16 protein-coding genes, 1 tRNA gene and 1 pseudogene are annotated in these 14113 nt (G+C 70.5%); 16 read left to right on the forward strand and 2 right to left on the reverse strand.

The window, feature by feature from the left end; translation table 11 throughout:
• Nucleotides 1–114 precede the first annotated feature (114 nt).
• Nucleotides 115–1335 (forward strand): glycosyltransferase family 2 protein, encoded by a 1221-nt coding sequence (locus tag ACQHII_RS31945; RefSeq protein ID WP_427922518.1) that lies wholly within the window; start codon nucleotides 115–117, stop codon nucleotides 1333–1335.
• On the opposite strand, the gene ACQHII_RS31950 is transcribed toward ACQHII_RS31945, so the two are convergent.
• The gene (locus ACQHII_RS31950; protein ID WP_427922519.1) at nucleotides 1307–1699 is read right to left on the reverse strand and encodes an AfsR/SARP family transcriptional regulator; all 393 of its coding nucleotides are present in this window, start codon (nucleotides 1697–1699) and stop codon (nucleotides 1307–1309) included. The genes ACQHII_RS31945 and ACQHII_RS31950 overlap by 29 nt on opposite strands.
• Nucleotides 1700–1915: 216 nt before the next feature.
• On the opposite strand from ACQHII_RS31950, the gene proB reads away from it, so the two are divergent.
• From proB to ACQHII_RS31975, 5 genes are all read left to right on the forward strand, one after another.
• Entirely contained in the window at nucleotides 1916–3022 is a 1107-nt protein-coding gene (gene proB / locus ACQHII_RS31955; protein WP_427925455.1) for a glutamate 5-kinase, read from the forward strand.
• Nucleotides 3023–3165: 143 nt separating this feature from the next.
• Nucleotides 3166–3624, forward strand: coding sequence for a hypothetical protein (locus ACQHII_RS31960; protein WP_427925456.1), 459 nt, complete (start codon nucleotides 3166–3168; stop codon nucleotides 3622–3624).
• Between the two features lie 82 nt (nucleotides 3625–3706).
• Entirely contained in the window at nucleotides 3707–4993 is a 1287-nt protein-coding gene (locus ACQHII_RS31965; protein WP_093626675.1) for a glutamate-5-semialdehyde dehydrogenase, read from the forward strand.
• 93 nt (nucleotides 4994–5086) lie between these two features.
• Nucleotides 5087–5695, forward strand: coding sequence for a hypothetical protein (locus ACQHII_RS31970; RefSeq protein ID WP_427922520.1), 609 nt, complete (start codon nucleotides 5087–5089; stop codon nucleotides 5693–5695).
• Between the two features lie 89 nt (nucleotides 5696–5784).
• Nucleotides 5785–6855 (forward strand): hypothetical protein, encoded by a 1071-nt coding sequence (locus tag ACQHII_RS31975; RefSeq protein ID WP_427922521.1) that lies wholly within the window; start codon nucleotides 5785–5787, stop codon nucleotides 6853–6855.
• A gap of 92 nt (nucleotides 6856–6947) precedes the next feature.
• On the opposite strand, the gene ACQHII_RS31980 is transcribed toward ACQHII_RS31975, so the two are convergent.
• Nucleotides 6948–8075 carry a M48 family metallopeptidase gene (locus tag ACQHII_RS31980; RefSeq protein WP_427922522.1) on the reverse strand — a complete coding sequence of 376 codons (1128 nt, stop codon included), beginning with the start codon at nucleotides 8073–8075 and terminating at the stop codon, nucleotides 6948–6950.
• Between the two features lie 101 nt (nucleotides 8076–8176).
• Here ACQHII_RS31980 and ACQHII_RS31985 point away from each other — a divergent pair, with 101 nt between their 5' ends.
• The 10 genes and pseudogenes from ACQHII_RS31985 to ACQHII_RS32030 all read left to right on the forward strand — a co-directional run bounded on the left by ACQHII_RS31985 (nucleotide 8177) and on the right by ACQHII_RS32030 (nucleotide 13986).
• Nucleotides 8177–8338, forward strand: coding sequence for a hypothetical protein (locus ACQHII_RS31985; RefSeq protein WP_327404136.1), 162 nt, complete (start codon nucleotides 8177–8179; stop codon nucleotides 8336–8338).
• A gap of 132 nt (nucleotides 8339–8470) precedes the next feature.
• Nucleotides 8471–8632 carry a hypothetical protein gene (locus tag ACQHII_RS31990; protein WP_019065530.1) on the forward strand — a complete coding sequence of 54 codons (162 nt, stop codon included), beginning with the start codon at nucleotides 8471–8473 and terminating at the stop codon, nucleotides 8630–8632.
• A gap of 67 nt (nucleotides 8633–8699) precedes the next feature.
• On the forward strand, nucleotides 8700–9401 hold the full coding sequence (gene nadD, locus ACQHII_RS31995) for a nicotinate-nucleotide adenylyltransferase (protein WP_427922523.1): 702 nt from the start codon (nucleotides 8700–8702) through the stop codon (nucleotides 9399–9401).
• 16 nt (nucleotides 9402–9417) lie between these two features.
• Entirely contained in the window at nucleotides 9418–11130 is a 1713-nt protein-coding gene (locus tag ACQHII_RS32000; protein WP_427922524.1) for an LCP family protein, read from the forward strand.
• 155 nt (nucleotides 11131–11285) lie between these two features.
• Nucleotides 11286–11729 (forward strand): ribosome silencing factor, encoded by a 444-nt coding sequence (rsfS, locus tag ACQHII_RS32005; RefSeq protein WP_093626661.1) that lies wholly within the window; start codon nucleotides 11286–11288, stop codon nucleotides 11727–11729.
• Nucleotides 11726–12391, forward strand: a complete 666-nt coding sequence (locus ACQHII_RS32010) for a histidine phosphatase family protein (protein WP_427922525.1) — start codon at nucleotides 11726–11728, stop codon at nucleotides 12389–12391. The genes rsfS and ACQHII_RS32010 overlap by 4 nt, the downstream gene beginning before the upstream one ends.
• Before the next feature lie 93 nt (nucleotides 12392–12484).
• Nucleotides 12485–12557 (forward strand) — tRNA-Ala (locus tag ACQHII_RS32015).
• 101 nt (nucleotides 12558–12658) lie between these two features.
• Nucleotides 12659–13506: pseudogene (locus tag ACQHII_RS32020) on the forward strand (MFS transporter); the annotation flags it as partial.
• A gap of 69 nt (nucleotides 13507–13575) precedes the next feature.
• A complete protein-coding gene (locus tag ACQHII_RS32025; RefSeq protein WP_019063265.1) occupies nucleotides 13576–13749 on the forward strand; it encodes a hypothetical protein in 174 nt (57 codons plus the stop codon).
• A 3-nt stretch (nucleotides 13750–13752) separates the two neighbouring features.
• On the forward strand, nucleotides 13753–13986 hold the full coding sequence (locus ACQHII_RS32030) for a hypothetical protein (RefSeq protein WP_003976229.1): 234 nt from the start codon (nucleotides 13753–13755) through the stop codon (nucleotides 13984–13986).
• Nucleotides 13987–14113 lie beyond the last annotated feature (127 nt).

A 14113-nucleotide genomic window follows, 5' to 3' on the forward strand; every position in this document is an offset into this window, starting at 1 on the left:
GAGGAGTGATCCTCGAAAACCGGGCTCTTCTGCGTATCCCCAGCTGACGGAGGACAACCGATCCGCTCGGTCGGCCGTCTTCCAGATGTCGATTCGATGGACAAAGGGGAGCGCGTGACCGTGACACAGCCCGATGTGACCGTGGTCATCGGGGCGTACGAGGCGATGCCGTACCTCGTCGAGTGCCTGCGCTCGGTCGAGGCGCAGACCCTGGACCCGGCCCGGATCGAGGTCGTCGCCGTCGACGACGGCTCGACGGACGGCACGGGGGAGTACCTGGAGCAGTTCGCCGCCCGCGCCGCGAACCACGTCACGGTGATCCGCCAGGAGAACTCCGGCGGCCCCAGCTCCCCGCGCAACGTCGGCCTTGGCAAGGCCGCCGGGCGCTACGTCTTCTTCCTCGACGCCGACGACCGGCTCGCCCCCGAGGCCCTGGAGCGCATGGTCGCGATGGCCGACCGCAACGGCACCGATGTGGTGCTCGGCAGGGTCGAGGGGATCAACCGCGTCCCGCCCAAGGCGGCCTGGGTCGAGACGCTGGAGCGCACCGACGTCTTCCACTCCAACATCAAGTTCACGCTCAGCGCCCAGAAGCTGTTCCGGCGGGCGCTGCTGGAGCGGCACAGCATGCGGTTCGACGAGTCGCTGTTCACCGGCGAGGACGCGCTGTTCACGATGGAGGCCTATCTGCGGGCCGACGGCGTCTCCGTGATCGCCGACCACGTCTGCTACTACCTGGTGGGCCGCGACGACGGCAAACACGTGACGAAGAGCGGGAGTTACACCCTGCGCTTCGACTCGGCGCGCGCCCTGATGAACCTCGTCGCCGAGATGGTCCCGCCGGGCGTGGAGCGCGACAAGCTGATGCTCCGTCCGTTCCTGGTGACCCTGCTCCCGCAGTTCGGCCCGAAGTACCTGGCGGACAGCGAGCGGGTACGGCGCCACAAGTTCGAGCTGGCCAGGCCGCTGATGGCAGCCCACTGGACGGACGAGGTGGCCGTCCGCCTCAAGGTCGACGAGCGGCTGCGGCTGTATCTGGTGGCGCGGGAACGCCCCGAACTCCTGCTGGACGTGGTCGAGTTCGTCAAGTCGAAGAAGCGCCCCGAGGCAGTTCTGGAGAAGGGCGGTCGCCGGGTGTACCTGGCGTATCCGCACTTCCGCTCGGCCGAGGCGGGCCTGCCCGACTCCCTCTACCTCGCCGAACCCCGGGAGGCCCGCGAGGTCGAGGGGTACCGGGAGGGGGCGGCGGGCGCGCTCCTGCGGCGGGCGGTGCGGAAGGCACGCCGGGTGCTGCTGTCCCGGGCGGTCACCTCACGAGGCCGGGCAGCGGTCTGACGGATTCCGGCGGACGGTGGGCCCGGTCGCTCAGGACCTCCTGATGGGTGTCGCGCAGGATGCTTCCCGGCTCGACGCCCAGTTCCTGCACCAGGTGACGGCGGGGGTCGCGGAACACGGTCAACGCGTCGCCGCGTCTGCCCGATCTGTGCAGTGCGGTCATGCGCAGGCTCGCCGCGCGCTCCCGAAGGGGATGCTCGACGACGAGTGACGTCAGGTCCCTGATCGTGTCGCGCGCCCGGCCGGCTTCGAGGACGGCCGCGGCATGCTCCTCCAGGGCGGAGAGCCGCTCCTCCTCCATGTAGGCGCCGGCCGTCGACGGCAGCCACTGGCCCGCCACGCCCGAGAGCGGCGGTCCGCGCACGCCTGCGACCAGGGCACCTGAGACACCCTGGACGCGGCGGACTCCCACGGCCGTCCGTGACCACCAAAGGCCCCTCGCCGGACCGACGGGACAGTCACGGACGGCTGTCCGATGACTGGACCGATCCGCGGCCCCGGCCCTGTTCGCGTAGATTGCCGCGCGGGCAGCCGTACCTACGCGAGGGGAAGTCAGCACGTGGCAGGGGCAAGGCAGGCCGTGACCGAGGCCCGCAGGATCGTCGTCAAGGTGGGTTCCTCCTCGCTGACCACCGCGGCCGGCGGCCTGGACGCCGACCGCGTCGACGCACTCGTCGACGTCCTCGCCAAGAGCCGCAGCGGAGGCGAGAGAGAGGTCGTCCTCGTCTCTTCCGGAGCCATCGCCGCGGGCCTCGCCCCGCTGGGCCTGCGCCGCCGCCCCAAGGACCTGGCCCGCCAGCAGGCCGCCGCCAGCGTCGGCCAGGGCCTCCTCGTGGCCCGCTACACCGCCTCCTTCGCCCGCTACGGCATCCGCGTCGGCCAGGTCCTGCTCACCTCCGACGACATGAGCCGCCGCTCCCACCACCGCAACGCCTCCCGCACCCTCGACAAGCTCCTCGCCATGGGCGCCCTCCCGATCGTCAACGAGAACGACACCGTCGCCACGGACGAGATCCGCTTCGGCGACAACGACCGGCTCGCCGCCCTCGTCGCCCACCTCGTCCACGCCGACCTGCTGGTCCTCCTCTCCGACATCGACGGCGTCTACGACGGCGACCCCAGCAGGCCGGGCACCTCGCGGATAGCGGAAGTACGGGGACCGCAGGACCTCGCCCATGTCGAGATCGGCAGCGCGGGCAAGGCCGGCGTCGGCACCGGCGGCATGGTCACCAAGGTCGAGGCGGCCCGGATCGCCGCCGCCGCGGGCATCCCCGTCGTGCTCACCAGCACGGTCCACGCGACCGACGCGCTGAGCGGCGGCGACACGGGCACGTACTTCCACGCCACCGGCAAGCGCTCCGCGGACCGGCTGCTCTGGCTCCAGCACGCGTCCACGCCCCAGGGCTCGCTGACGCTCGACGACGGTGCCGTGCGCGCGGTCGTACAGCGCCGGATGTCGCTGCTGCCGGCCGGAATCGCCGCCGTGGAGGGGGAGTTCAGCGCGGGCGACCCCGTCGAACTCCGGGACGGCGCCGGACACGCGGTCGCCCGGGGGCTCGTCAACTTCGACGCCAAGGAGATCCCCCAGCTGATCGGCCGCTCCACCAGGGAACTGGCGCGGGAGCTGGGGCCGTCGTACGAGAGGGAAGTCGTACACAGGGACGACCTGGTGATCCTCCACCCGTAAAACAACCGAAACGTCCGCCTCCCTCGGTGGACGTTCCGCAAAAGTGCCACACGGACGCCCCGGGCCTGCTCAACTTTGCTCAGGGACCCATCCGCGCGAGCAGAGCAGCTCGACCGTTGCGTAAGGAGGCCGTCGTGAGACGAGTGCGCCCTGGGGCGGCGGCGTCCCGCGGTGGTGCCACCTCCCGCGTGCCCGGCGAGGAGCGCACGCTGACGAGCGTCGCGGCCGGCGCCCGGTACGAGGGCGAGGAGCCCAAGGACCTTCCCCGGCTGTGGCACGTCACCCTCAGCGTCTCCGGCGACGAGGCCCCGCTGAAGGAGGTGCGGCGCGGCCTGGAACAGCTCGCCCACGACCACCCCTTTCTGCTGACCAGCCGCTACGCCAACGACCACGCGGAGATCCGCTACTGGGAAGAGGCCCGCGACCTGCACGACGCCGCCGCCGTCGCGCTGCGCCTGTGGGGCGAGCACCGCCAGACCGCCAAACTGCCGCCGTGGGAGATCGTCGGCCTGGAGGTCATCGACCGCGAGACCTATCACCAGCGCATTTCCGAGGGTTACGGCCCGCTGCCCGCGACCCCCGTCGGCGTGCATCCGTTTTGAGCCGTCTTCGGGCCCTTCCGCGCTTGTCTCGCGGTTTGGGATAGCCGCTGGACGCCTCCGCCCGGCGCACTACCCTTCCCTCATGACCACGCTCTCGCCGTACGACTCCATGTCCCCGGTCACCCGGGCCGCCTACCGCGCCAAGTCCGCCGCCGCCGACCTCGCGCCGCTGCCCCGGGCGGAGAAGGACGACGCGCTGCTCGCCATCGCGGACGCGCTGGAAGTCCGTACGAGCGAAATCGTCGAGGCCAACGCCAAGGACATCGCCAAGGCCCGCGCGGCCGGCACCAGCGAGACGGTCATCGACCGGCTGACCCTCACCCCCGAGCGCGTGCGGGCCATCGCCTCCGACGTCCGGGACGTCGTCGCGCTGCCCGACCCGGTCGGCGAGGTCGTCCGCGGCTCGACCCTCCCGAACGGCATCGACCTGCGCCAGGTCCGCGTCCCCCTCGGCGTCGTCGGCATCATCTACGAGGCCCGCCCGAACGTCACGGTCGACGCCGCCGCCCTCTGCCTCAAGTCCGGCAACGCGGTCCTGCTGCGCGGCTCGGCCTCCGCCTACGAGTCCAACACCGCCCTCGTGCGCGTCATCCGCGACGCCGTCGGCGGCGCCGGACTGCCCGCCGACGCCGTGCAGCTGGTGCCCGGCGAGAGCCGCGAGAGCGTCCGCGAACTGATGCGCGCCCGGGGCCTCGTCGACGTCCTCATCCCGCGCGGCGGCGCCTCCCTCATCCAGACCGTCGTCACGGAGTCGACCGTCCCCGTCATCGAGACCGGCGTCGGCAACTGCCACGTCTACGTCGACGCGCACGCCGACCTCGACATGGCCATCGACATCCTGATCAACTCCAAGGCCCAGCGGCCCAGCGTCTGCAACGCCGCCGAGACCCTCCTCGTCCACCAGGACATCGCCCCCGAGTTCCTGCCGCGTGCCCTGGACGCCCTAGCCGAGGCCGGCGTCACCGTGCACGCCGACGAACGCGTCCTGGCCTACGCCAAGGAGTCCGCGGCCACCGTCGTCGAGGCCACCCCCGAGGACTGGGACACCGAGTACCTCTCCTACGACATCGCCGCCGCCGTCGTCGACTCGCTCGACAAGGCCGTCCAGCACATCCGGCTGTGGAGCTCCGGCCACACCGAGGCGATCGTCACCTCCTCCCAGCAGGCCGCCCGCCGCTTCACCCAGCTGGTCGACTCCACCACCGTCGCCGTGAACGCCTCCACGCGCTTCACGGACGGCGGCCAGTTCGGCTTCGGCGCGGAGATCGGCATCTCCACCCAGAAGCTGCACGCACGGGGCCCGATGGGCCTGCCGGAACTGACGAGCACGAAGTACATCGTCACCGGCGACGGGCACATCCGCCGCTGAGCCGACGGCTGTTGGCATATGCGCCGGGCATAGGGCCTCGTGGGCGGAGAGGTATCTCACCCTGCGGATGAATTTCCCTTCCGCCTGCCCAAATTGACCCCCCAGGTCTACTCTGGAGAGGTGCCGGAGGACGTGGGGGGCACGCCGTTCCCTGACGGCTGGGAGCCCGACGACGACCACGACCGCGGAATGTCGGACGAAGAATTCGACTCCGTGGTCTTCGACGAGGCCTTCGTACGGGCGGCCGTAGTACACGAGCCGACCGCCGTCGAGCGTCTCCTTGCCGCCGCGCAGGCGAGAGCGGAGGCCTCCGAGGCCGAAGCGCGCCGGGCCCAGCGCGGCAGAGGCCCCCGGAGCGACGACGACCTCTTCGAGGACATCTACGGACGCGATTTCGGCCATGATCCGGAGCTCGACGACCTGGACGACGCCGACCTCGTCGAGGGCCGCTACGGCGCCCCCGGGACGTACGGCAAACAGGTCCGCTGGCACCGCCCCGTCGCCTGGCTGCTCGCCCTGGTGATGGGCATCGGCATGGTCGCCCTGGCCTTCTCGGCGGTCTACCGCGGCGCGTCCTCGGGCAGCAGGGACCGCGTCCCGCCCCCGGCATCCACGGGTGTGGAGCAGGGCACGGCGGCGGCACCCTCCGTTTCCGCGGACAACTCCCAGCCACCGCTGTCGGCCGTACCGCGCACTCCCTGACCGGGCTGTGACCGGCTCGGTGAGAACCTGTCAGAACTTGTCGTGTACCAGGGCGTTTACCTGAGGCTCCGGAGACCTACTCTGAAAGTATGGGCGGTCCAGGAGACCCACCCGAGGGGACGCCCGAGGGCGCTCCCGGGGGTGGTGAGGACGAGTACCGATCCGTCGTGTTCGACGAGTCGTTCGTCCGTGCTGCCCGGCTCCAGGAGTTCTCCGCGCGGGAGCGCATGGCCGACCACGCCCCCGCCGTCCGCCGCCGCCCGGCCCTGCGCCGCGGTCTCTCCCGCCAGGCCCTGATCCTGGTCATGCTGATCGCCGTCGCCTTCGGCACCGCGATCTACATGGGCGTACGGCACCCCTACACGACCCCCACGGCCCAGCAGCCCGCCGAGCCGCTGCGGATGACCGTCATCCCGCTGTCCCCCCAGGGCGAGGTGCCGGGAGCGGCCGACGCCGAGTACCTCTTCGCGCACAGCCCGGCCGCGCAGTTCGACGTGGGCGGCGACGGCATACCGCTGCCGGCCGCGCGGCGCACCGCGCACTTCTCGGACAGCCAGGTCGTGGCCGCCCTGAGCACCGCCAAGGACTACATCGTGGAGTCCTCGCTCTACCCGGCCGTACTCACCGGCGGGCAGATCCGCCCCGCGCGCGTCCTCGTCGACCCCGACCAGCTCGACCAGTTCGACCAGAGCTTCGAGCACCCGGCCGCCGACGGCCGGCACGAGCCCACCGGATGGCTGGTTCGCTTCGATCCGGCACGCGCCGAGCTGGCCGACCGGAAGATCCGCGTCCAGGGCACCCTCCAGGCCACCGAGATCGACTCGTCCACCCTTGAGGTCACCGCCGACGGCACCTTCGTCTACGCGCTCCGGCCGACCGGCTCCGGCGACAAGGCCCAGGCGTCCCTGTTCACCGTCCGCCGCGAGCTCCAGTTCCGCTTCGACCGCGACGACCTGCGCATGGACCAGGCGCAGATCGTCACGTCCTACGTCCAGGCCGGGCCGCTGTCCTGCGCCGAGGACTCCGTCACCTACCTGCGCCCGCTGCTCGCCGGCCAGACCGCCAAGGCGGGCGGCCCGGCGGGCACCGACCCGTTCGCCACGGGCAGCGCCACCGCCCTGTGCGGCTCACTGGCGGCCGGCGCACAGCCGAAGGTGTGAGCGCCTCCGGAAGGGCTCCGGGAGGCGGCTGTGCGGGGCCGTCGTGGGTGTGAGGTCGGTGTGTATCCGCCGGGTTGGGTCCTCCCGCCGGGTCAGTCCTCGTCGCGCGGCGGAGTGTCCGTGGGCGGCTGCTCCGTGCCGTTGGCCGATTCGGTGGGCGGTCCGTCCTGCGGGCTCGTGCTCGCGAAGCCGCCGAAGCCGCGCCGCACCCGGCCGCCCAGGTCGCCCGCGCCGCCCGCGATGTCGCTGACCAGCTTCATCAGCGGGTCCTTGGAGCTCTTGACATTGCTCGCGTAGCTCGCCGCCGACTCGCGGAACGAGTCCGTGACCGAGGTGTCCTTGTCCTCGCTGCGCCGCGGGTAGTGCCCGTCCATGATCCGCTGGTAGTCGCGGGACTCGGCCCACTTCTTCAGCTCGGCCGCCCGCACCGTGGTGAACGGGTGGGAGCGGGGCAGTACGTTCAGGATCTTCAGGACCGAGTCGCGCAGGTCGCCGCCCGACTCGAACTCCTCGGCCTGCTTGAGGAACGCGTCCACGTTCATCTCGTGCAGGTGGTTGCCGCCCGCGATCTTCATCAGGCCGCGCATCGAGGCCCGCAGGTCCTGGCCGACCAGCAGCCCCGCGCGGTCGGCGGACAGCTCCGACTTGCGGAACCACTCGCGCAGCGCCGTCACGATCGCCAGGATCGCGAGGTTGCCCAGCGGGATCCAGGCGACCTTCAGGGCCAGGCTGGTCAGGAACAGCAGGATCGTGCGGTACACGGAGTGGCCGGACAGCGCGTGGCCCACCTCGTGGCCGACGACCGCCCGCATCTCCTCCTCGTCGAGCAGCTCGACCAGGCCGGTGGTGACGACGATGATCGGCTCGTCCAGGCCGATGCACATCGCGTTGGGCTGCGGGTCCTGGGTGACGTACATCGGCGGGACCTTCTCCAGGTCCAGGATGTAACAGGCGTCCCGCAGCATGTCGTTGAGGTGCGAGAACTGCTGGTCCGACACCCGCACCGAGTCGGACAGGAACAGCAGGCGCAGACTGCGCTCGGGCAGCAGCCCGCTGAGCGCCTTGAACACCGTGTCGAACCCGGTCAGCTTGCGCAGCGCCACCAGGGCGGAGCGGTCCGCAGGGTGCTCGTACGCGCGCGAGGAGATACCCGGGAAGCGCCTGCGCTGCCTGCTCGGCACGTTCTCGTGCGCGTTCTGCTCGTGGCCGTCTTCGGACATGTGGTCCCCCATGTGCGTCTGTGTGCGCTGAGTGCCCCCGAAGCAGAGCCCAGCCTAGGCGGAGATACCGTGGTCGGGCAGTACAGCGAAGGAGTCAACGCATGGAGCCCCATTCCGCAGCCGCCTGGCTCGCAGAGGCCGCGAACGCCGCCCCCCGGCAAGGATCGGGGGACCTGCTCAAGGTCGTACTGATCGTCATGTTCTTCGGCTGCATCCTGACCGCGTGGTTCCTGCTGCGCGGGTACAAACAGAAGGACGACTGAGACGCCCGTCGAGTTCCCTGCCGACGTCCCGCCGAGTTCCCAATGGCGGAGTCGGCGTGATCGCCGCCCGGGTGCCCGCATACCATGGGCCGACATCTTTATCCCGCCCACACCGGATAGGTTCTGCTGAAGATGAGCTTCCACGGCACCGCTGCCCAGTTGGTCACCCTTGCCGCCGAGGGGGAGGGCGGGGGCAACCACGAGAGCCTCCAGCCGATCGTCACCGGTGGCAGCGCTTTCATCATCCTGCTGCTCCTGCTGTGGATCACCACCCGCTTCAACCGCGACCGCTAGGGTCTGTCCCTTCTGTCCACCGGACGGGTCCCGGGGCCTTCACACCGGGCCGGTAGGGTCTGCACGCATGGGAGAGCAGGACATGCCTACCGGTCCGGCGGACGACACGACGCGCGGCACCTCACGCGGCACGGAGAACCGAATGGTCAACGGACCGCGCAACAACGGCCCGTCGAACCCCGGCAAGCGCCGTCTCGGCGTCATGGGCGGAACGTTCGACCCGATCCACCACGGACACCTCGTGGCGGCCAGTGAGGTCGCCGCGCAGTTCCACCTGGACGAGGTGATCTTCGTCCCGACCGGCCAGCCGTGGCAGAAGACCGACCGCAAGGTCGCGCCGGCCGAGGACCGCTACCTGATGACGGTCATCGCGACCGCCGAGAACCCCCAGTTCTCGGTGAGCCGCATCGACATCGACCGCGGCGGCCCCACCTACACCACGGACACCCTGCGCGACCTGCGCGCGCTCAACCCCGACGCGGACCTCTTCTTCATCACCGGCGCCGACGCCCTCGGCGCGATCCTCACCTGGCGGGACGCGGAGGAGCTGTTCTCCCTCGCGCACTTCATCGGGGTCACCCGCCCCGGCCACACACTGACCGACCCGGGCCTCCCGGAGGGCGGTGTCTCGCTGGTCGAGGTTCCCGCGCTGGCCATCTCCTCCACAGACTGCCGTGCGAGAGTCGCCAAGGGTGATCCGGTCTGGTACCTGGTGCCCGACGGAGTCGTGCGCTATATCGACAAGCGCGAGCTGTACCGCGGCGAGTGAGCCGAGAGGGGCACCGGTGAACGACCGATACGACGCCGGGTACGGCGGCGACCAGTACGAGCTCGTCGGCTACGACGAGTACAACCAGCCTGTCTACCGCCAGGTCCCGGCCCAGGGGACCCAACAGCCCCCGCATCAACAGCCGTACGACCCGTACGGGCAGCAGCAACAGCAGCAGGGCTACGCCTACGACCCGTACGCCACCGGCACCCAGCAGCAGACGCCCGACTACGACACGGGCGCCCAGCAGGCCTACGACAGCCGGCAGGCGCCCCAGTCCGGCTACGACCCCTACGCCACCGGGACCACGACGGCCTACGACCCCTACGGGCAGACCGCGACCGGCGGACAGCAGCCCCGGGCCGCCGAGCAGACCGCCTACATCCCGCAGCAGGGCGGCCCGGCCGAGGACACCGAAGCCCCGAAGACCCCTCAGGCGGGTGAACGGGACTACCGCACCGAGCAGTTCGCCTTCGTGGAGGAGCCGACCGACGACTCCGAGGACGTCATCGACTGGCTGAACTTCACCGAGAACCGCACCGAGCGCCGCGAGGAGGCCAAGCGCCGCGCCCGTGGCCGCATGGTCGCCCTCGTCGTCGCCCTGGCGCTGGTCGTGTCCGGCGGCGTCGGCTACCTCTGGTACGCCGGGAAGATCCCCGGAGTCTCCTCGTCCGCCTCGAAGTCCGGCACCACGACGGCCGCGGGCGCCCAGAACCGCGATGTGATCGTCGTCCACCTGCACAACACCGCGAAGGGCGGCACCTCCTCGGTGCTGCTCGTCGACAACACCACCCTCAAGCAGGGCACCACCGTGCTGCTGCCCAACTCGCTCGCCCTCACGGACGACGACGGCAACACCACGACACTGGCCAAGTCGGTCGACGACGACGGCACCTCCGGGACCGTCGACCAGCTCAACACGGTCCTCGGCACCGACATCGAGGGCACCTGGCGCCTCGACACCCCCTACTTGCAGAACCTGGTCGACCTCGTCGGCAACATCGACATCGACACCAACGCCGACGTGCCCGACCCGGCCGCCACGAAGAAGGGTGCCGAGCCCCTCGTCCACAAGGGCAAGGACCAGACCCTCAGCGGCAAGATGGCCGTCGCCTACGCCACCTACCGTGCCTCCGGCGAGTCCCAGAACACCCAGCTGGAGCGGTTCGGCCAGGTCATGCAGGGCGTGCTGCGCCAGCTGACCTCGGACCCGACGGCGGCGACCACCACCGTGCAGACCCTGGCCCAGATCCTCGACCCGCCCCTCACCGACAAGGACCTCGGCACCTTCCTCGCCAAGCTCGCCGACCTCGCCAAGAGCGGCGCCTACAAGACGGCCCTGCTGCCCGTCCAGAACGACGGCACGCTGACCGCGCAGGCCTCGGCCGGCGTCGTCAAGGACATCCTGGGTGGCACCGCGAAGAGCCCCGACGAGGGTTCGGCGGTCCGGGTCGCCGTCCAGAACGCCACCGGCGTCAAGGACGACACCGAGAAGGCCCGCGTCGTCCTCCTCAACGGCGGCTTCACCTTCCTGGAGGCCGGCACGCCGTCCGCGGCCTCGGCCAAGTCCAAGATCACGTACTCCGACGCGGCCGACAAGGAGAACGCCACCGAGGTCGCCAAGACCCTGGGCCTGCCCACCAGCACCGTGACCAAGGGCACGGTCGCCGCGAACGCGGACGTCTCGGTCGTCCTCGGAGAGGACTACAAGCCGTCGTCGGCATCTTGACGGCGGTGCGGTGACTGTGTGACGGAGAGCACGCCCCGGACGCCGGAGCCGGTGTCCGGGCCGGTGTCCGGGGCGTGATCCGTTATTCACGTGGGGTGCCGTCCGCGGTCCGTGAGACCCTTGAGGTCTGTTGACCGCCGACCGAAAGCCGCGTAGTGACCGCCACTGACCGCTCCATCGAGCTCATCTCCGCCGCCGCCCAGGCGGCCGCCGACAAGCTCGCGCACGACATCATCGCCTACGACGTCAGCGACGTGCTGTCGATCACGGACGCCTTCCTGCTGGCCTCCGCTCCCAACGACCGTCAGGTCAAGTCGATCGTCGACGAGATCGAGGAGCGGCTCAGCAAGGAGCTCGGAGCCAAGCCGGTGCGCCGTGAGGGCGACCGTGACGCCCGCTGGATCCTGCTCGACTACGTCGACATCGTCGTCCACGTCCAGCACAGCGAGGAGCGCGTCTTCTACGCCCTGGAGCGGCTGTGGAAGGACTGCCCCGAGCTGGACCTCCCCGCCGACGCGAAGCAGACCCGCGGCAAGGCCGCCGAGCACGCCAAGCTGCAGGCCGAGGAGGACGCCTCCGAGTTCGGGGAGGTGCGGTGAGCGCCGGCGCGGACGGCCGCAAGGCCGGCCGGGGCCGCCGCGTCATCCTGTGGCGGCACGGCCAGACCGCGTGGAACGTGGAGCGCCGCTTCCAGGGCACCACGGACGTCGAGCTCACCGAGACCGGCATCGGCCAGGCCCGCCGGGCCGCCCGCCTGCTGGCCTCCCTCAGGCCCGACGCGATCGTCGCCTCCGACCTGAAGCGGGCGGCGAACACGGCCGCCGAACTGGCCGCCCTCACCGACCTCGACGTCACCCACGACGAGGGCCTGCGGGAGACCTACGCGGGCGTCTGGCAGGGGCTGACGCACGAGGAGATCATCGCCCGCCACGGCGAGGAGTACGCCGCGTGGAAGCGCGGGGAACCGGTGCGCCGCGGCGGCGGCGAACTGGAGACCGAGGTCGCCGACCGGGCCGCCCCCGTCGTGGTGCGGCACGCCGAGAAGCTGCCCGAGGACGGCACCCTCGTGGTGGTCAGCCACGGCGGCACGATCCGCACCACCATCGGACGGCTCCTCGGTCTGGAGTCCCCGCACTGGGAGAGTCTCGGCGGTCTCTCCAACTGCTGCTGGTCCGTGCTCGGCGAGGGCGCCCGCGGCTGGCGCCTGCTGGAACACAACGCCGGCACGCTCCCGGAACCGGTGCTCGGCGACGACGACTGAGCGGCCCTCCGGGGCCCCGACCCCGGATTTCACTTTCCGGCAGGTCGCAGGCTAAAGTTCTTCTTGTTCGCCCGCCGAGCGGGAAGAACGCAAGGGGCTATAGCTCAGTTGGTAGAGCGCCTGCATGGCATGCAGGAGGTCAGGAGTTCAATTCTCCTTAGCTCCACAGTTCGACACTCTTGAGTTGTCAAGGATCGAGAGTCGTCACAGATCCAATCGATGAGATCCCATCCCTTTCAGGGGTGGGATTTTTTCGTGCGGCCTGGCCCGGGGCTCCTCGTCAACGTGCCCGTGGGCGTCGTACTCCTGCTCGTCGGCAGGCGCGTGCTGCCGACGGACGGGCCGTCGGAGCCCGAGCGGGCGCGGGCCCTCGACCTGCCGGTGCTGGTGCTGCTCGGCTCGGCCGTCGCGCGGCTTACGGTGCCGCTGGTGCTCGGGCAGGAGGAGGACTGGCCGCTGTGGTCGTGGCTGTCGCTGGCCGCGGCGGCGCCCCGCTGATCGCACCGCGTGTGCTGCGTCACCCCGGCATGGGTCTGGCCGTCTTCCGGATCCTGGCGGTCATGGCCGTCAACGGCGGTTTCCTGTTCGCGCTCACCCTGCACGTCCAAGAGGGCTTGGGTTTCAGCGCGTTGCGCGCCGGGCTCACCTACGCGCCGACCGCCGTCGTCTTCGGAGTGGTCGGTCTCACCTGGCGCAGGTGGCCGGCGGCCTGGCAGCGGGCGCGGACCCCGCTCGGGTTCGTGATCACGATCCCGTCCGCCCTGGGAGTCGGCCTGGCGTTCGAAGGCGGCGACCGCGGCGGGGCCGTACTGTACGTGGCGTACGTCGGAGTGGGGGCCGGGCTCGCGCTCGCCTTCGGTCCGACGCTGACCCGGGCGCTGGCCACCGTGCGGCCGAAGGACGCGGCGGACGCCGGCGGTCTGCTCTCCTCGGTCGCGCAGCTGGGTCAGCTGCTCGGGGGCGCGGTTTTCGGCACACTGTTCTTGAACCGGCTTGAGTCACTTGGGGTCCCGGGGGCGTATACCTCTGCGAAGGCGCTTTTGGCGTGCAGGTTCGCGCTGGCGGGGACGGCTGCGGTGGGTGCCGTGTCCGGACTGGTACTAAGGCGTCGCTGACCGTATTGGTCCGGCCGTGGCAGAATCAAACGGCCGGAAGGGGGCGCGGCCCGACGGGAGGGAGTAGCGATGCCTGCGAGCATCATCGAGGAGGTCGACCACCTCTTCGATGCGGCGTTGATACGAGATACGATCACCCGCCTGAGCTGCCCTTCCTGCGGTTCCGCCCACGTGGCCCAAGTCCTCGGTGACAACGGCGGAGTTTCCTACGTGTGCACGGCCTGCGGCCACAGCTGGAGCTGATCGATGGGTGCACACAGGCGAAAGTGCGACTGGTGCGGCAGTGGGACGCCGATCGTCCGTGACATGGAACCGGTGAATCCCGACTACCAGTACTGGTGCGAGGAGTGCGCTCGGGCGCTGATCATAAAAGGCGATCCGATCGAGACGTACCGCGAGCTCGAGGGCGAGCCGATCTACGGCCGACTCCTGGAAGAGCACTGCACTTTGAAACGGTTCTATTCGTTCGTCACCGCTTGACTCGGGCCGGGGCCCCGCGAGGAGGTCCCGGCGATCACGGTCACGGACGGGGCGAGGGAAACGATTTGGTGGTGCACCGGGTCGACCGGTAATGTTGGCGTCGCCGCCGGGGAGACCCGGTAGCACA

This window comes from Streptomyces sp. cg40 (genome assembly GCF_050320165.1).
In the GTDB taxonomy this organism is placed as follows: domain Bacteria; phylum Actinomycetota; class Actinomycetes; order Streptomycetales; family Streptomycetaceae; genus Streptomyces; species Streptomyces hokutonensis.